We start from the raw sequence: 17,341 nt of genomic DNA, 5'->3' as shown, positions 1-17,341 counted from the left end.
GAGGGTACTGTCTCGCGGGTGACGAAGCTGGTGCTCGGACCGCTCCTCAGGTACGTCGACTCGACCTCGGCCACGGTGTGGGTCGAGACGGACGCGGCGTGTGAGGTGACCATCGCCGGCCACACGGCGAGGACGTTCCAGGTGGGCCGCCAGCACTACGCCCTGGTGCGCATCGAGAACCTGGGGCCCCGCACCGAGTACGACGTCCGGCTCGACCGCGAGCTGGTCTGGCCGGAGCCGGGCAGCGACTTCCCGAAACCGGTCATCCGCACCGGCCGGGTGCGCCGCATCGCGTTCGGTTCCTGCCGCGCCGCCCCCGACCAGCCGCTGGGCCCCGACGCCCTCGACGCCTTCGCGCAACGGCTGATGCGCCAGCCGGAGGAGGAGTGGCCGCAGGCGTTGCTCCTGCTGGGAGACCAGGTCTACGCCGACGAACCGACCGAGGGCACCAAGCGGTGGCTGCGCGAGCACCGCCGCGGTTCGGAGGAACCCGACGGCGAGGTCGTGCACTTCTCCGAGTACGCCCGGCTCTACCACGAGACCTGGGGCGACCCGGAGATCCGCTGGCTGCTGTCGGTCGTGCCGACGTCGATGATCTTCGACGACCACGACGTGCGCGACGACTGGAACACCTCCTCCGCCTGGAAGCAGCGGATGCAGGACAAGCCGTGGTGGCGCGACCGCATCCGCGGCGCGCTGTCCTCGTACTGGGTGTACCAGCACATCGGCAACCTCGCCCCGGACGAGCTCGCCCGCGATCCCTTGTACGCCAAGGTGAAGGCGCAGGGCACCGACGTGCAGCCGATGCTGGAGGAGTTCGCCGAGCAGGCCGACAAGGAGAACGAGGGCCGCAAGTCCACGCGGTGGAGCTACCGGCGCGACTTCGACCGCATCCGGCTGCTGATGATCGACACGCGCTGCGGCCGCATCCTGGAGGACGACCGCAGGCAGATGGTCAGCGACGCGGAGTTCGAATGGCTCGAACGCAACTCCGAGGGCGACTACGACCACCTGCTGATCGGCTCGTCGCTGCCGTGGCTGATGCCGCACGCGCTCAGCCACTTCCAGTCCATCAACGAGGTCGGCGCGCGCAAACCCGGCTGGCAGGGCAAAGCCGCCGAGCAGGTCCGCCAGGTGCTCGACCTGGAGCACTGGCCCGCGTTTCGCGAGTCGTTCGACCGGCTGACCCGGATGATCCGCAACGCGGCCGACAACGGCTGCGCCACCGTGAACGTGCTGTCCGGCGACGTCCACCACAGCTACGTCGCCGAAGCCGACTTCCCCGTGCCCGCCAAGGCAACGGTGACGCAGCTCGTGTGCTCGCCGGTGCACAACGAGGCGCCCAAGGCGTTGCGCCCGGCGTTCCGGCTGTCGTGGTCACGCGGCGCCGGACGGGTGTTCCGCCGGCTCGCCACGTTCGCCGGTGTGCCGGAGGACGTCGTGCGGTGGCGCAAGACCACCGGCCCGCACTTCGGGAACTCCGTGGCACTGCTGGACTTCGACGGCCGCCGCGCCCGCTACCGGCTGATCTCGGCAGCGGGCGGGGAGACCGCCTCGGTGTCACTTGGTCGCGAGCCGCAGTAGCGCCCACAGCTGCGCGATGGCGTCGTGGTCGCCGTAGACCTCGATCATCCGGTCGGGCAGGCGACCCCACAGCCAGCGGTACATCGTCATCGGGCTCGCCGTCACCAGTGCGTCGGCGTGGTCGGCGTCCTCTGGCTCGACCCGCCACGCCGAAGCGCCCTGCGGCCCGCACCGGGTGAGCCACACGTGGTCCTCGACGCGCACGGCGACCAGCTCGTCACGCGACCCCCGCACACCGAGGGTGTCGAGCTTGTGCCCCAGCCACAACGTGAGCACCTCGTCGACGCCGTCGAGCGCGACCTCGTCGCCGACCGGGCCGGCCGCCAAGCCCGCGGCGCCCTGCACGTCCATGCGGTGCACCGTGGTCTCGTGCGCGAGCCGGCGCCGCCAGAAGCCGTAGTTCCGCTGTTCGGGCCACCACGTCGCGCACGGCTCGTCCTCGTCGTGCGCGGCGAGCTCCGCGATCACGGCCTCGGCACCCGAACGCGTGAAGTCCAGCAGGTCCTGCCCGTCCGCGGGGTGGCGCTGCCACCGCCGCGGCTCCTCCCTGACGCGCAGGTACTCCAACGTCCAGTGGTAGCCGCTGCCGACGTGCCGCACGGTCTCGCCCAGGTTCAGGCCGGGACAGGCGGGCACGCCCTTGTGCGTGGGCTGGCCGAGCGCGGACATGACGAGCAGATCAGCCTCACGCCGCAACACTTCCAGTGCGTTCACCGCCTGCCCTCGTTCATCACGTGACCCACCAGACCGACGAACTGCTCGGTCTGCCTCACCAAGTCGTCGGCCGTGCGCGCGTTGACGTGGCGTGTGATCCCCGCGAGCACAGCGGCGCGCGTCGAAGACCACTCCGCGAAGAACGCCGCCCACTCCCGCATCTCCGGTGCTATCGCGGCAAGCAACACCCACGCGCTCGTAGGCCTGGAACGCCCGCGGTGCGGGCGTCCGCGCAACGCGAGCACCGCCGCCGCGGCGCGCAGAGCGGCCAGGTAGGCGGCGGCGAACCGCTCCGGTGGGTCGGGGGTGCGTTCCGCCTCGGCGAGCGAGTCGCGTGCCTGCTGCAGCAACGCGAGCGCTGAAGCGGGGGGCAAGGGGATCGGGAAGGCTGGTGCTGACATCTCGGCCTCCTCGTGGCGTCGGTGAACGACGTCTCCGCCGAGGGGAAGCCGGCGGCTCTCGGAGGTGGGGTGCTTCCCCCACCCCACCTCCGAGGCATTGTGCGACTCGAACACATGTTCGAGCCCTCTCCAGCGTAGCTCCCGGCCGATGGATTCCTCAACCCGGCCCACCGCTCAGCGCCCGCTCGTGGTCTGATGGTGTGGTGAGTGCTGTCGAAAACCCTGCGGAGCACCCCGGGATCCGCAAAGTCGCCGCCGCTCTGCCGCCCGCCGCCGCGGCGCGCATCGTCGTGCTGTCCGACGCGGTGCGCACGGCGGCCGCCGCAGCCGAGGCGGTGGGGGTGCCGGTGGGCGCGATCGCGAACAGCCTGCTGTTCGCCGCCGTCCGCGACGGCGTCGCGACCCCGCTGCTGGTGCTGACCTCCGGCGCGCACCGCGCGGACACCGCGCTGGTGGCCGGGCTGGTGGGCGCGGACGCGGTCAAGCGCGCCGACCCCGACTTCGTGCGCGAGCACACGGGCCAGGTGATCGGCGGCGTCTCCCCGGTCGGGCACCCGGCGCCGATCGAGACGCTGGTCGACGAGTCGCTGTCGGGCTACGAGGAGGTCTGGGCCGCCGCCGGGCACCCCCGCGCCGTGTACCCCACGACGTTCGCGGAGCTGGTCGAGCTGACCGGCGGCCGCGTGGCGGTGGTCGCGCAATGACCGCGTCGCCACGCCTGGAGCGCATCGTCGAGATGAGCGCCGCCGAGCTGAACGTGCGACTGAGCGAGGCGCTCGAGCTGTACGTGACCGCGATGAACTACCCGCCCGGCACCGTCGAGCAGCGCGCCCCGATGTGGCTCGCGCACATGATGCGCGAGGACTGGCGCTGCGTGGTCGCGGTGGGGGAGCAGGACGAGCTCGTCGGCATCGGCTACGGCTACCGCGGCGCCACCGGGCAGTGGTGGCACGAACAGGTGCGGCGCGGCCTCATGGCCGTCTCGTCGCCCTCGGTCGTCAACGAGTGGCTCCAGGACTACTTCGAGCTCACCGAGCTGCACGTGCTGCCGCGCGCCCAGGGTCGTGGCCTCGGCGAGGAGCTGCTGCGCAGGCTGCTGGACGGCGTTTCCTCCTCGCGCGTGCTGCTGTCCACCCCCGAAGGCCCGAGCAAGGCGTGGAAGCTGTACCGCCGCGTCGGGTTCCAGGACGTGCTGCGGCACTACCAGTTCACCGGCGACCCGCGCCCGTTCGCCGTGCTCGGCCGGATTCTGCCGGTCACCTAGCTCTACGTCGTCCCACTTCCCGGCCGCAGCACACCTCGTGCTGCGGCCGGTTGCGTTTGCCTGTGACCCACCCTACTCTCACCAATATGCAATATATTGGATATGGGTCGCTGAAAGAGCGAGCTGCGGCGGAGATCAGGTCGGCGATCGTGCGCGGCGACCTCGAACCGGGCACCGCCATCAAGGACGTCGAGCTGGCCCAGAAACTCGGCCTCTCCCGCACCCCGGTGCGCGAAGCCCTGGCGACCCTCACCGACGAAGGCCTCGTCGAGACCAAACCACACGCCTACACCCGCGTCACCGCACTGGAAGCAGAACCCGTGCGCGACGCCCTCGTCGTCGTCCAGACGATGCACGCCCTCGCCGCCGGCCTCGCCGTCCCCCGGATGACCGACGACGACTTCACCGCCATGCACACCGCCAACAAGGCGTTCAAGAAGGCCCTCGACGCCAACGACGCCGTAGCTGCCCTCGCCGCCGACGACGAGTTCCACGCCGTCGCCGTTCACCGCTGCGACAACTTCGCGATCACCGCCACCATCGACCGCTTCACCCCACTCGTCCGCCGCGCCGAGCACAACCGCTTCTCGTCCCCCCACGCCCGCCACTCGGTGACCCAGCACCAGCAGATCATCGAGGCCTGCGAACGACGCGACGACAAACAGGCCGCTCTTCTCGTGGACGAGAACTGGGGCACCCTCCTGGAGGAGCTGTGAACAGGTTCCCGCTGCTCTTCGGCCCGTCCCCGGTCCACCGCCTCGACCGCCTGACCGCTCACCTCGGCGGCGCCGCGGTCTGGGCCAAGCGCGAGGACTGCAACTCCGGCCTCGCCTACGGCGGCAACAAGACCCGCAAACTCGAGTACCTCGTCGCCGACGCCCTCGCCACCGGCTGCGACACCCTCGTCTCCATCGGCGGCATCCAGTCCAACCACACCCGCCAGGTGGCCGCCGCAGCCGCCCGCGCCGGCCTCAAAGCCGTGCTGGTGCAGGAAAGCTGGGTCGACTGGACCGACACCGGCCACGACCGCGTGGGCAACATCCTGCTGAGCCGCATGATGGGCGCCGACGTCCGCCTCGTGAACGCCGACTTCGGCATCGGCGTCAAACCCGCCTGGGAACAGGCCATCAACGACGTCCGCGCCGCCGGCGGCACCCCCTACCCGATCCCGGCAGGCGCCTCCGACCACCCCTTGGGCGGCATGGGCTTCGCAACCTGGGCCGACGAGGTCCGCGAACAAGAGGCCCAGCTCGGCGTCTTCTTCGACACCATCATCGTCTGCTCGGTCACCGGCAGCACCCAGGCCGGCATGGTCGCCGGCTTCGCAGGCGACCCCAACCGCCGCGTCCTGGGCATCGACGCCTCCGCGAAGCCCGCGGAAACCCTCGCCCAGATCACCCGCATCGCCCACAACACCGCCAAGCTCCGCAACACCACGGTGTCCGAAGAGGACATCCTCCTCGACGACCGCTTCCACGCCGGCGTCTACGGCCTGGCCGACGACACCACCCTCGACGCCATGCGCCTCGGCGCCCAGCTCGAAGGCATGATCACCGACCCCGTCTACGAGGGCAAGTCCCTGGCCGGCCTCATCCACCTCGTGAGCTCAGGCGAGATCGACCGCAACTCCACCGTCCTCTACGCCCACCTCGGCGGCCAACCCGCACTCAACGCCTACAGCTCCCTCTTCCCGGCCTGATGCTCGTTGCCTGTCACTCCAACGGGTGAACCTTGTCCTGATCCGCCCTGTCTGTCGTCTTCTTCCACATGCACCCGCCGAACGATGTCCTGATCCGTCAGTTCGCCCGCCCGCAATGCGGAGGAACGCGGGGGTGCGGCCAGGGTTCGGATTTGAGGTGAGGAGGAAGGTCGACGAGCAGACACGGTTCGAGCCAGCTGACGGAAGCCGGGTCAGCACGGCCAGTGCCGAGTGAGATGGGTGGAGTTGCAGGGCGGGTGAGATGTCAGCGCGGGTTGTCGACTGTGGACTGTCGTCGATGAGTGGGTGGCATCTGCGACGTGGTGAGTCGGGAGTGCTCGGCTCGGCGGGCTGGGCTCGGCGGTAGCGCAGGATCGGGTGTCGCACTTGGATTGGAGATCGTGCTGGGTGAAGCGCGCCCATCGAGTCAGCCAACGCTGCTCGGGTCGGCATCAGCAGGCTTGTTGAGCCGGACCGGGTGATCGGGCACCAGCGGAAGTTTGCTGGCTGCACCTGACCAATCGCACTCGGCCAAGTGGTGCCGCGCCAAGCCGTGCGTGCCTGCTCGCGCCGCGCTCCGCTAACCCGCACCTTTCTGTCACGCCGCACTCCGGACGACCTGCGCCCGGACGACCTGCGCCCCTGCCAACCCGCGCCCCTGCCAACCCGCGTCCCGCCAACCTGGACCCTCGCCACGCCGCGGCCCGGCCAATCCGCGCCCTGGCCAACTCGCGCCCGGCCACAGCCGCGCGCCACCCATGTTGCCTACGCCAATCCGGCTCTGGGGTGGGGTCAGGCGCGGAGGCGGAGGCCCTTCGGGGTGGCGCGGAAGCCGGCCTCTTGCAGGACGGTGGCCAGGTGGGAGGTGAGGGCGGATTCGCCGTCGGCGCGTTGGACGGCCAGTTGGCCCAGCCAGCCGTCGCGGACTGCGCGGCTCAGGGCGGTTGCGGCGGTGCGGAGGGTTTGGTCGTCGTCGGTGAAGGAGAGCAGGGACTTGCCGCCGCGTTCCACGTAGAGGGCCGGGGTGCCGTCGACCAGGACGGCCAGGGCACCGGCTTTGCGGGCGGGGCGGTGTTTGCCTTCGCCGAGTGGGGTGGGCCAGGTGAGGGCGGCGCCGTAGGGCTGGGCCGGGTCGGCTGCGGCCAGGACCACGGCGGGCTGGTCCGCCTGTGCGGGTTGGCCCGGGGAGCGGGAGAGGGTGCGGAGGCGGTCGACGGCGCCGCGGGCGGCGAACTGGGCGGCGCCCAGGCCTTCCACGACGTAGCCGCGGATGACCTGACCGGACTCCTCCATGGCGCGCAGGACGCGGTAGACGGAGCTGAAGCCGCCGGTCACGCGCTCGGTGTCGAGGGCGCCGCGGGTGAGGACGCCGTGGCGTTCGAGGAACGACTCGGCGCGGGCGGCGGCGCGGCGGGTCGGGTCGGCGGCCGGGGCGACGGCGAGGGACCAGCGGCCGGCCGCTGATGGCGGGCCGGTGCGGGAGGGCAGGTCGGGGCGGGCGGCGCGCAGGCGGGCGTAGCGGCCGCGCGGGGTGGCGCGGCGGGACTTGTGGGCGGCGCCGCCGCCGGAGACCAGGGCGCGCAGCGGGGCCAGGGTGTCGTTCGTGGCCAGGCCCGCCCAGACCAGGTCCCAGAGGGTGCCGACGACCTCGGCGTCGGTGCACTGCACGGACAGCGAGGTGCGGTCGACGACCTGGCGGAAGAAGAGCGCGCCGCCGGACAGGGACTCCAGCACCGCGGTGTGCAACGGGGACTCGGGGATCGACTCCGGCACCAGGTCGGGCAGCAGCAGGTCGGCCACGTCGGTGGGGGCCAGCGCGATCCAGCCGTCGCCACCGGACAGGGAACCGCAGCCGGTCCAGGTGACCTCGCCGGACGCGGTCAGCTCGTCGAGCAGGGCCGGGTAGTAGCCGGGCAGGCGCGACGGCAGCAGCAACGACTCCAGCGCACTTGCGGGCAATGGGGCGCCGGCGAGCTGTTCGACGACGGAGAACACGTCGTCGGCGGTCGGGGCGGAGCGCAGGCGGCGGCCGAGACCGTGCCACGCGGGCAGGAAACGGCCGAGCGCGGCGGGCTCGACCGGCTCGACCTCGGAACGCAGGCGGGCCAGGGAGCCGCGGCGCAGGCGGCGCAGCACGTCGGCGTCGCAGTACTCGGTGTGGGTGCCGCCGGGGCGCAGCTCACCGCGGACCAGGCGGCCGGTGGCGGCCATGCGTTCCAGCACACCCGTCACGACGGCCACACCCAGGCCGAAACGGGCCGCGGGCTCGGTGGCGGCGAACGGGCCGTGGGTGCGGGTGTAGCGGTTCAGCAGGTCGCCGAGCGGATCGGCGACCGGTTCGGTGAAGGCCTCCGGGACACCGACAGGCAGTGCCACGCCCAACGCGTCGCGCACCCGGCCCGCGTCCTCGATGGCGATCGTGCGTTCCTCACCGGCGATGCGGACACGGATCGCACGGCGCTCCGCCACCAGCTCGTCCAGCCACTCCCGCGGCACACCGCGCTCCGCCGCCTCCGCGTCGGAGAGGTCTCCCAGGAACCGCAACAGGTCCGCGGTGTCCTCCGCGTGCCGGGGACGGCGGTCCGCGGACAGGCGCTGCAGGCTCTGCTCGACCTCTGCGACCACCTCGGGGTCGAGCAGCTCGCGGATCGCCTCGGAGCCCAGCAGCTCGGCCAGCAGCGTCGAGTCGAGTGACAACGCGGCCGCGCGGCGTTCGGCGAGCGGCGCGTCGAGCTCGTAGAGGAACATGCCGACGTACCCGAAGAGAAGACTGCGGGCGAACGGCGACGGCGACGGCGTCTCCACCTCGACCACGCGCACCCGCCGCGCGCGCACGTCCGACATCAGCTCACGCAGGCCCGGCACGTCGTAGACGTCCTGCAGGCACTCGCGCATCGCTTCCAGCACAACGGGAAAACGCTCGTACTTCGAGGCCACCGACAACAGCTGCGCCGAACGCTGCCGCTGCTGCCACAACGGGGTGCGCCGGCGCGGGTCGCGACGGGGCAGCAACAGCGACCGGGCCGCGCACTCGCGGAACCGGGCCGCGAACAACGCCGAGCCACCGACCTCGGCGACCACGATCTGCTCGACCTCGTCCGGGTCCAGCAGCACGTCCTCCGCGCTCGCGGTGACCTCCTGCCCGTCGGCGTCCAGCGCGTCGGGCAGCCGCAGGACGATGCCGTCGTCCGAGTGCGCCGTCTGCGCCTCGACCCCGCGCCGCTCCCGCAACCGTGCCGCGATCGCGAGGGCCCACGGCGCGTTCACCTGCGCGCCGAACGGCGAGTGCACCACGAGCCGCCAGTCGCCCAGCTCGTCGCGGAACCGCTCCACCAGCACGGTCCGGTCGTTCGGCACGTGCCGCGTGGCCTCCCGCTGCTCACCCAGGTACGCCAGCAGGTTGTCCGTCGCCCACTCGTCCAGCCCCGCCGAGGCCGCACGGGCACGCGCCGCCGCGTCCTCCATCGTGGACACCTCGCGCAGGAACTTCCCCATGGCACGGCCCAGTTCCAGCGGCCGGCCCGGCGCGTCGCCCTTCCAGAACGGCATCCGCGCCGGCTGGCCGGGAGCGGGCACCACGATCACCCGGTCGTGCGTGATGTCCTCGACCCGCCACGACGACGTGCCCAGCAGGAACGTGTCGCCCACCCGCGACTCGTAGACCATCTCCTCGTCGAGCTCACCGACCCGCGACCCGGGACCGTTCTCCGACGGCGGCGTCATCACCGCGAACAGCCCGCGGTCGGGGATCGTGCCGCCGGAGGTGACCGCCAGCCGCTGCGAACCAGGACGGCCGCGCAGCTCGGAGTTCACCCGGTCCCACGTGATCCGCGGCCGCAGCTCGCCGAACTCCTCCGACGGGTACCGGCCCGACAGCATGTCCAGCACCGCGTGCAACGCCGAGTCCGGCAGTCCCGCGAACGGTGCCGCCCGCCGCACCAGCGCCGTCAGCTCGTCGACCGGCCACGCCTCCATGGCCACCATCGCGACGATGTGCTGCGCCAGCACGTCCAGCGGGTTGCGCGGGAACCGCACCGCCTCGATCGCACCGCTCTGCATCCGCTCGGCCACCACCGCGCACGACACCAGGTCGCCGCGGAACTTCGGGAACATCACGCCCCGCGACACCGCGCCCACCTGGTGACCCGCGCGGCCGACGCGCTGCAGACCCGACGCGACCGACGGCGGCGCCTCCACCTGCACCACCAGGTCGACCGCGCCCATGTCGATGCCGAGCTCCAGCGACGACGTGGCCACCACGCACGGCAGCCGCCCCGACTTCAGGTCCTCCTCCACGGCGGTGCGCTGCTCCCGCGACATCGACCCGTGGTGCGCACGGGCCACCGACGCGGACTTCTGCACCGTCAGCCCCGACTGCCCGATCGCCTCCGCCGGGAACGACTCCGGCCCGGTGCCCTCCGCGGCCGCGGCCGCCTCCTCGTCGAGCTCGTTCAGCCGCGCCGTGAGTCGCTCCGCGAGCCGGCGCGAGTTCGCGAACACGATCGTCGACCGGTGCGCCCGCACCAGCTCCAGGATCCGCGCCTCGACCGACGGCCAGATCGACGTGCGCTGCTCGGCACCGGCCGCCGACCCCGACACCTCACCCGTCGGCTGGCCGAGCACCGACATGTCCTCGACCGGCACCTCCACCTCGACCTGGATGGTCTTCGGGGTCTTCGGCTGCACCACCGACACCGGCCGCCCACCGGCGAGGAACGTGCTGATCTCCTCGACCGGCCGCACCGTGGCCGACAGCCCGATCCGCTGCGCCGGCCGTTCCAGCAGCGAGTCCAGCCGTTCGAGTGACAACGCCAGGTGCGCGCCGCGCTTGGTGCCCGCCACCGCGTGCACCTCGTCGACGATCACCGTCTCCACCCCGCGCAGCGACTCCCGCGCCGAGGACGTGAGCAGCAGGAACAACGACTCCGGCGTCGTCACCAGCACGTCCGGCGGGGTCCGCCCGAACGCCCGCCGCTCCTCGGGCGACGTGTCACCCGTGCGCATGCCCACCGTGATCGACGGTTCCGCCAGCCCCAGCCGCTGCGCCGCCTGCCGGATGCCCGTCAGCGGCGCCCGCAGGTTCCGCTCCACGTCCACGGCCAGCGCCTTCAGCGGCGACACGTACAGCACCCGGCACCGCCGCCGCGGCTCTTCCGGGACCGCGGCCGACGCCAGCCGGTCCAGCGCCCACAGGAACGCGGCCAGCGTCTTGCCCGAGCCCGTCGGTGCGATGACCAGCGCGTGCTCGCCCGCCGCAGCGGCCGCCCACGCACCCGTCTGCGCCTGGGTGGGCGCCGCGAAGGCCCCGGCGAACCACTGCCTGGTCGCCGGTGAGAATGCCTTCGTCACGTCCATGGAGACCATCATGACGCCGGGGTCTGACAATTTCTGATTGCGCAGGTCCGAGCACCCGCCGGAGCCCCCTGTGGCACGATCACCCCCGAACGTCTGTGAGGGGAGACCGGTGCGCGTCCTGTCCGTCGACCTGGGCACCGCCAACACGGTTGCGGTGCTGTCCGACCACGGTGTCGTGGATGTGGACGGGGGGCCGACCATGCCCTCGTCGGTCTACCTCGACGAGGACGGCACCCTGCTCGTCGGCAGGGAGGCCGAACGCCGGTCCCGGCAGGACCCGTCGCGCTACGAGGCCACGCCCAAGCGCCACATCGACAAGCCCACGATCAAGCTCGCCGGCACGCAGCTCCCGCTCAACGACGCGCTCGCGGCCGTCTACGCACGCGTGATGGAGGCGGTGACCCCGCTGCTGCAGGGCGGGCAGCTCGACGAGATCCGCCTGACCCACCCGGCCGAATGGGGCCCGACCAGGCGCAACAAGCTCCTGTCCGCCGCACGGCTCGCGGGCATGACCGGTGAGCTCGTGCCCGTCCCCGAGGCCATCGCGGTGGCCTCGCTCGGCGGTGGCCGCCCGCTCGCGGTCTACGACTTCGGCGCCGACACGTTCGACGTTTCCGTGCTCGACGCGGAGCACCGCATCCTCGCCGACGGCAGCCTCAGCGACGTCGGTGGCCTGGACGTGGACGAGGCGCTGCTGGAGCACATCGGCCGCACCGTCTCGCACAAGGACCCGGCTGGCTGGCAGCGGCTGCTGCGCCCGGTCACCACCGACGACCACCGCGCCCGCCTCGGCCTGCGCGAGGAGCTGCGGCTCGCGAAGGAGGACCTCTCCGAGCTGCCCCAGGTCGAGGTGATGATGCCGGAGCCGTTCGAGAAGGTCGTCGTCACGCGCGACGAGCTGGAGGCGCTGATCCGGCCCAGCCTGATCCGCAGCACCGAGCTGCTCATCTCCACCGTCCGCAGGGCCGGCGTCACGCCCGAGCACGTCTACCTCGTCGGCGGCTCCTGCCGGATGCCGCTGGTCGCGCAGACCATCGCGGAGAAGGTCGGCATCGTCCCGACCAACCCCGACCACCCCGAGACCATCGTCGCGTCCGGTGCTCTCGCCGTGGACCGCGCGACGATCACCCTGAAGGCCGAGGACGACAAGCCCCGGTACGACGAGCCGCCCACGGTCGTGACCACGCCGGTCAGCCCGGCCGTGAGCGCTCCGCACTCGGTCGGCCCCACCACCAGCGGCTCGTACCCGGTCGGCCCCACCGCGAGCGGTTCGCACCCGGTCAACCCGAGCACCAGCGGCGCCTACTCCGCCAGCGGCAGCTACCCGGTCACCGGCCCCTACCCGGTGAACCCGTCGGTCAGCGGCAGCTACCCGATGAACTTCCCCGTCCCCCAGCAGGTGCAGAAGAAGGACAGCAAGAAGGTCCTGCTCGGCATCGGCGGCGTGGTCGTGCTGGTCGCCGGCGTCATCGGCGCGGTCTTCGCGCTGTCCGGCCCCGACCTGCCCAGCGCCGATGAGTGCAAGGACGACGTCACCCAGGACGGCCAGGGCTTCACCCGCTGCCTGCGCCAGCTCGCCGGCACCGTGCCCGACGGCGGCGGCTGCGAGAAGGCCGACTCCGCGCAGATCACCGGCATGGACGAGATCAAGGGCACGGTCGTGAGCTGCGCGGTCCGCGACGGCTACGAGGTCCAGTACATCCTCACCGACAGCGTCACCGGCGCCGAGAACAACGCCGACGCCGTCGTGAGGTCGTTCCAGACCGACCGGGTCGAGGCCGACTGGACCGGCAACGGCCTGGAGGGCACCTACCGGGCGGCCACCTCGAGCGGCACCGGCGTGCTGGTCTTCACGGCCAAGGGCCGCCCCATGTTCGGCATCCTCACCAAGCACGCCGAGGAGAACGCCGACGAGCTCAAGCCCGACGAGGTCGCCGACTTCTTCGAGAAGTCCGTCCAACCGGGGGAGTAACCGCAACGGCCCTGTCGGCGGGGCGCCCCGGCGTGCCACGATCGCGATCATGGTGACCGTCGCGCCGCAGGTCGAACGCGTGCAGCGCAAGGTCGTTCGGGTCCTGACCGGCACCCAGATCATGGGGTCGGCCGCGATGACGATCGGCCTCGCGATCAGCACGCTGATCGCCGCGTCGCTGTCCGGGTCCGACGCCGTCGGCGGGCTCGCGCAGACCGCGGCCGTCGCCGGAGCCGCACTGCTCGCCCTGCCCGGCGCCCGTCTCGCACAACGGCGCGGGCGCCGCCCGGCGTTGACCCTCGGCTACGGCATGGGCGCTATCGGTGCGTTGGTCGCCGCTGTCGCCGTGGCCCTCGGATGGTGGCCCATGTTGTTAGTGGGACTCCTCCTGTTCGGCGGTGCGTCGAGTGCGAACCTCGCGGCTCGTTATGCCGCAACGGATCTCGCGCACCCACAACGCCGTGCGCGTGAGCTGTCGCGCGTGGTGTGGGCGGCCATGATCGGCGCGATCGTCGGGCCGAACCTCGCGGATCCAGCCGGTCGGGTGACGGCCGCGATCGGGCTGCCGGTGGGCGTCGGGCCGTTCGTCCTCTCCGCGCTGGTGCTCGGGATCGCGGTGCTAGGCATCCAGCTCGGCCTGCGCCCCGACCCGTTGGTGGTGGTCAGGAGCACCCGGCCGGTGCAACCGGCGCACTGCTCCGGCGGCGGGGCGCCCGGTGGGGTGCGGATCTGGGGATCGCTCGGGCCGATGGCACGGCTTGCACTCGTTGGGGTGATGTTGTGCCACACGGCGATGGTCGGGCTGATGTCGATGACACCGGTCCACATGAACCACGCCGGGTCGTCGTTGCGCGTGGTCGGCATCGTGATCAGCCTGCACGTGGCCGCGATGTACGCGGCGAGCCCGTTGTTCGGGTGGCTGGCGGACCGGCTGGGCCGGGTGCCGGTGCTCGCCATCGGGGCGTCGCTGGTCGTAGCGGCCGCCGCGATCGCGGGCATGGCGCCCTCGCACGACGCCCCGCAGCTCGCCGCGGGCCTGGTGGTGCTCGGGTTCGGCTGGTCGGCGGGGCTGGTGTCGGGGTCCGCGCTGCTCACGGAGTCCGTGAGTGTGGACGAGCGCCCCGCGGCGCAGGGGCTGTCCGATCTGATGATGAACGTCGGCGGCGCCGTGGGTGGCGCGGTGGCCGGTGTCGTCGTGACGGCGTGGTCGTACGCCGCGCTCGGGCTGATCGTGGGGTTCACCGCGCTGCCGCTGCTCGTCGTCTGCCTCTTCGCGTCGCTGCGCAGGACCGCCCGTTAGGGTCTGTGCGTGCGCCTCACCATGTTCCGCAAGCTGATGTCGGGGGAGTTCGGCGAGGTCAGGGGGGAGATGATCGCCCGCGACCACGTGCTGTCGTCGCTCGGCGGCCGCACCGCCGACCAGGCGCTGGAGGCCGGGATCGACGCGAAAGCGGTCTGGGTCGCCGTGTGCGAGGCGTTCGAAATCCCCGAAAACCGCCGCTGACCTCGCGGGCCGGAGTGTCACGTGTGCTCGAACACGTGTTCGGCTACAGTGGGCCCGACCCCCGGCTTCGCAAAATTGTCAGACCCCGCCAGTAGCGTCAGGTCCAACATGACGAAGCAACGGCAGACGACAAAAGGTGGACCCAAGATGGCACCCGCAGCACCCGACCGGGACAAGGCGCTCGAGCTGGCCCTGGCGCAGATCGACAAGCAGTTCGGCAAGGGCTCCGTGATGCGCCTCGGCGAAGAGGGCCGCGCTCCGATCGAGGTGATCCCGACCGGTGCGATCGCCCTGGACGTGGCGCTCGGCATCGGTGGTCTGCCGAGGGGTCGTGTCGTCGAGATCTACGGTCCGGAGTCCTCCGGTAAGACGACCGTGGCGCTGCACGCCGTGGCGAACGCCCAGAAGGCCGGTGGCATCGCGGCGTTCATCGACGCCGAGCACGCGCTCGACCCGGAGTACGCGAAGAAGCTGGGCGTCGACACCGACGCGCTGCTGGTCTCCCAGCCCGACACCGGTGAGCAGGCCCTGGAGATCGCGGACATGCTGGTCCGCTCCGGTGCGCTCGACATCCTGGTCATCGACTCGGTCGCCGCCCTCGTGCCGCGCGCCGAGATCGAGGGCGAGATGGGCGACAACCACGTCGGTCTGCAGGCCCGCCTGATGAGCCAGGCGCTGCGCAAGATCACCGGTGCGCTCAGCGCGTCCAACACGACCGCGATCTTCATCAACCAGCTGCGCGAGAAGATCGGCGTGATGTTCGGCTCCCCGGAGACCACGACCGGTGGTAAGGCGCTGAAGTTCTACGCCTCCGTGCGCCTGGACGTCCGCCGCATCGAGACCCTGAAGGACGGCGGCGAGCCCGTCGGCAACCGCACCAGGGTCAAGGTCGTGAAGAACAAGGTCGCGCCGCCGTTCAAGCAGGCCGAGTTCGACATCCTCTACGGCAAGGGCGTCAGCCGCGAGGGCTCGCTCATCGACATGGGCGTCGACCAGGGCATCCTGCGCAAGTCCGGTGCCTGGTACACCTACGAGGGCGACCAGCTCGGCCAGGGCAAGGAGAACGCCCGCAAGTTCCTGCTGGAGAACCCGGACATCGCGAACGAGATCGAGAAGCGGATCAAGGACAAGCTCGGCATCGGCGCCACGCTCGACGCCGACGAGTCGGCACCCGCGGCTCCCGTCGAGTTCTGAGTTCCGCGTTGGACGAGGCTGAGGAGCAGCGCAAGGCGCGCGACATCTGCTACGCGCTGCTCACCGCTCGTGCCCGGTCCCGGCGCGAGCTGCACGACGCGTTGCTGCGCAAGGGGATCAGCGAAGGCGTGGCCGAGGTCGTCCTCGGCAAGTTCGACCGCGCCGGCCTGATCGACGACGCGCAGTTCGCGGAGATGTGGGTGCAGTCGCGGCACAACTACAACGGTCTCGGCCGCCGCGCCCTCACCATGGAGCTGCGCCGCAAGGGCGTCGCCGACGAGGTGGTGGCCGAGGCCGTCGCCGCCGTCGACGGTGAGGCCGAGGAGGAGAAGGCCCGCGAGCTGGTCCGCAAACGGCTGCGCACCATGTCCGGTGTGGACGAGACGGCGAAGATACGCCGTCTCGTGGGGGCGTTGGCGCGCAAGGGATACGCGGAAGGCCTCGCGTACCGGGTGGTGCGCGACGAGCTGCGTGCCGCCGGGGACGAGGCCTCGGCGCTGGACGAGCCCTGGTCGTAGGCCCGTGCAGCACGGGGCCGCGCTCGCCCGGTTACCGGTGGACGACCAGGTCATGGCGTTGCGTGCGGTCCTCGCGCGCAACGAGCTGCTGGTCGAGGTCCTGACCCGGGCCGCGGGACTGGGCCTGCCGGGTTGGTACCTCACGGCGGGCTGCGTGGTCCAGACGGTGTGGAACGTCATCACCGGTTGCCCGTCGGGCGAGGGCATCAAGGACTACGACCTGTTCTACTTCGACGACTCCGACCTCGGCTGGGCCGCCGAGAACGAGGTCATCGAGGCCGGCGCGCGGGTTTTCGGCGACCTGCCGGTGGACGTCGAGATCCGCAACGAGGCTCGTGTGCACCTCTGGTACGAGGACCGGTTCGGCGTGCCCTGCGCGCCCCACACTTCAACCGAGGCGGCCATCGACTCGTTCGCCGCCACGACCTGTTGCGTGGGCATCAGGCTCGAAGGCGACCGGTGGCGGGTCTACGCGCCACACGGGCTGGCCGACGTGTTCACCCTCGTAGTCCGCCCGAACCCGGTGCTCGCTCCTCGCGGTGTCTACGAGGAGAAGACCCGGCGGTGGCGTGCTCAGTGGCCGGAGCTGACTGTGCTCCCGTGGCCCGAACCGGTGATCGACGGCCGGTGACCGATCTTGCCGCTCGTCCGGTTCGTCACGAGTAGCCTGAACCACGTGAGCACCACTCCCGAGGCGTCGCCCGCTGTGACCCCCACGGTCTCCGAACTGCTGTGCTTCGACCTCTACACGACGTCGCGGGCGGTCACCGGGTTTTACCGGCCGATCCTGGACAAGGCCGGCATCACCTACCCGCAGTTCCTGGTGATGCTGCTGCTGTGGGAGCGGGACTCGCGGCCGATCAGGGAACTCGTCCAGGAGCTCGACCTGGAGTACAGCACCCTGTCGCCGTTGATCAAACGGCTGGAGAAGAGCGGGCTGCTGGTGCGCGTCACGCACCCCGATGACGAGCGTTCGGTGCTGGTCCAGCTCACCGACAAGGGCCGTGAGCTCAGGTGGATCGGTGCGGAGATCACCACCCGGCTGAGCCAGGCGCTCGGCATGGACGCCCAGGAGATCGAGGTCCTGCGCAAGGCCCTGCACCGGGTGAAGCACGGCGCCGAACGCCAGTGAGCTG

Annotated in this window: 15 protein-coding genes; 12 read left to right on the top strand and 3 right to left on the bottom strand. The window is 71.4% G+C overall.

The genetic code is table 11. The features are described 5' to 3' along the window. The first annotated feature begins 18 nt into the window (after window positions 1-18). Complete coding sequence (locus tag ACVDFE_RS37345; protein ID WP_458433752.1) at window positions 19-1,584, top strand: alkaline phosphatase D family protein; 1,566 nt, start codon at window positions 19-21, stop codon at window positions 1,582-1,584. Here the strand turns inward: ACVDFE_RS37345 and ACVDFE_RS37340 are convergent. Both ACVDFE_RS37340 and ACVDFE_RS37335 read right to left on the bottom strand, forming a co-directional pair. Beyond that, a complete protein-coding gene (locus tag ACVDFE_RS37340; RefSeq protein ID WP_458433751.1) occupies window positions 1,561-2,298 on the bottom strand; it encodes a maleylpyruvate isomerase N-terminal domain-containing protein in 738 nt (245 codons plus the stop codon). The genes ACVDFE_RS37345 and ACVDFE_RS37340 overlap by 24 nt on opposite strands. Next, entirely contained in the window at window positions 2,295-2,699 is a 405-nt protein-coding gene (locus ACVDFE_RS37335) for an SAV_6107 family HEPN domain-containing protein (protein WP_360398540.1), read from the bottom strand. Before ACVDFE_RS37335 ends, ACVDFE_RS37340 begins: the two co-directional genes overlap by 4 nt. A 203-nt stretch (window positions 2,700-2,902) precedes the next feature. On the opposite strand from ACVDFE_RS37335, the gene ACVDFE_RS37330 reads away from it, so the two are divergent. From ACVDFE_RS37330 to ACVDFE_RS37315, 4 genes are all read left to right on the top strand, one after another. Next, complete coding sequence (locus ACVDFE_RS37330) at window positions 2,903-3,403, top strand: YbaK/EbsC family protein (RefSeq protein ID WP_360398538.1); 501 nt, start codon at window positions 2,903-2,905, stop codon at window positions 3,401-3,403. Further along, window positions 3,400-3,963 carry a GNAT family N-acetyltransferase gene (locus ACVDFE_RS37325; protein WP_458433750.1) on the top strand — a complete coding sequence of 188 codons (564 nt, stop codon included), beginning with the start codon at window positions 3,400-3,402 and terminating at the stop codon, window positions 3,961-3,963. The genes ACVDFE_RS37330 and ACVDFE_RS37325 overlap by 4 nt, the downstream gene beginning before the upstream one ends. An 86-nt stretch (window positions 3,964-4,049) precedes the next feature. Then, window positions 4,050-4,679, top strand: coding sequence for a GntR family transcriptional regulator (locus ACVDFE_RS37320; protein WP_360398534.1), 630 nt, complete (start codon window positions 4,050-4,052; stop codon window positions 4,677-4,679). Then, window positions 4,676-5,662 carry a 1-aminocyclopropane-1-carboxylate deaminase gene (locus ACVDFE_RS37315; protein ID WP_458433749.1) on the top strand — a complete coding sequence of 329 codons (987 nt, stop codon included), beginning with the start codon at window positions 4,676-4,678 and terminating at the stop codon, window positions 5,660-5,662. The genes ACVDFE_RS37320 and ACVDFE_RS37315 overlap by 4 nt, the downstream gene beginning before the upstream one ends. A gap of 792 nt (window positions 5,663-6,454) precedes the next feature. Here the strand turns inward: ACVDFE_RS37315 and ACVDFE_RS37310 are convergent. After that, the gene (locus ACVDFE_RS37310) at window positions 6,455-11,017 is read right to left on the bottom strand and encodes an ATP-dependent helicase (protein WP_458433748.1); all 4,563 of its coding nucleotides are present in this window, start codon (window positions 11,015-11,017) and stop codon (window positions 6,455-6,457) included. A gap of 109 nt (window positions 11,018-11,126) precedes the next feature. Between ACVDFE_RS37310 and ACVDFE_RS37305 the strand changes: the two genes are divergently transcribed. The 7 genes from ACVDFE_RS37305 (at window position 11,127) to ACVDFE_RS37275 (ending at window position 17,337) form a co-directional block, all read left to right on the top strand. Then, window positions 11,127-12,989: an Hsp70 family protein gene (locus ACVDFE_RS37305; protein ID WP_458433747.1), complete on the top strand. Its 1,863-nt coding sequence runs from the start codon at window positions 11,127-11,129 to the stop codon at window positions 12,987-12,989. Between the two features lie 49 nt (window positions 12,990-13,038). Further along, window positions 13,039-14,289 (top strand): MFS transporter, encoded by a 1,251-nt coding sequence (locus ACVDFE_RS37300; RefSeq protein ID WP_458433746.1) that lies wholly within the window; start codon window positions 13,039-13,041, stop codon window positions 14,287-14,289. A 9-nt stretch (window positions 14,290-14,298) separates the two neighbouring features. Next, a complete protein-coding gene (locus ACVDFE_RS37295; RefSeq protein WP_360398524.1) occupies window positions 14,299-14,493 on the top strand; it encodes a DUF3046 domain-containing protein in 195 nt (64 codons plus the stop codon). A gap of 147 nt (window positions 14,494-14,640) precedes the next feature. Next, complete coding sequence (gene recA, locus ACVDFE_RS37290; RefSeq protein WP_360398522.1) at window positions 14,641-15,687, top strand: recombinase RecA; 1,047 nt, start codon at window positions 14,641-14,643, stop codon at window positions 15,685-15,687. Between the two features lie 8 nt (window positions 15,688-15,695). Continuing rightward, on the top strand, window positions 15,696-16,205 hold the full coding sequence (locus ACVDFE_RS37285) for a regulatory protein RecX (protein ID WP_458433745.1): 510 nt from the start codon (window positions 15,696-15,698) through the stop codon (window positions 16,203-16,205). 4 nt (window positions 16,206-16,209) lie between these two features. Next, on the top strand, window positions 16,210-16,836 hold the full coding sequence (locus ACVDFE_RS37280) for a nucleotidyltransferase family protein (RefSeq protein WP_458433744.1): 627 nt from the start codon (window positions 16,210-16,212) through the stop codon (window positions 16,834-16,836). 45 nt (window positions 16,837-16,881) lie between these two features. Next, window positions 16,882-17,337, top strand: coding sequence for a MarR family winged helix-turn-helix transcriptional regulator (locus ACVDFE_RS37275; RefSeq protein ID WP_360398516.1), 456 nt, complete (start codon window positions 16,882-16,884; stop codon window positions 17,335-17,337). The last annotated feature ends 4 nt before the right edge of the window (window positions 17,338-17,341 follow it).

It is taken from the genome of Lentzea chajnantorensis, from assembly GCF_054300775.1.
Note: the sequence above shows the minus strand (reverse complement) of the source record. Positions and strands in the feature narration are given on the sequence as shown.

Bases quoted from the DNA above. Each gene is read 5' to 3' on its own strand.
- recA (WP_360398522.1), top strand. From the start codon at position 14,641: ATGGCACCCGCAGCACCCGACCGGGACAAGGCGCTCGAGCTGGCCCTG.
- ACVDFE_RS37310 (WP_458433748.1), bottom strand. From the start codon at position 11,017: ATGGACGTGACGAAGGCATTCTCACCGGCGACCAGGCAGTGGTTCGCC.
- ACVDFE_RS37325 (WP_458433750.1), top strand. From the start codon at position 3,400: ATGACCGCGTCGCCACGCCTGGAGCGCATCGTCGAGATGAGCGCCGCC.
- ACVDFE_RS37300 (WP_458433746.1), top strand. From the start codon at position 13,039: ATGGTGACCGTCGCGCCGCAGGTCGAACGCGTGCAGCGCAAGGTCGTT.
- ACVDFE_RS37320 (WP_360398534.1), top strand. From the start codon at position 4,050: ATGCAATATATTGGATATGGGTCGCTGAAAGAGCGAGCTGCGGCGGAG.
- ACVDFE_RS37335 (WP_360398540.1), bottom strand. From the start codon at position 2,699: ATGTCAGCACCAGCCTTCCCGATCCCCTTGCCCCCCGCTTCAGCGCTC.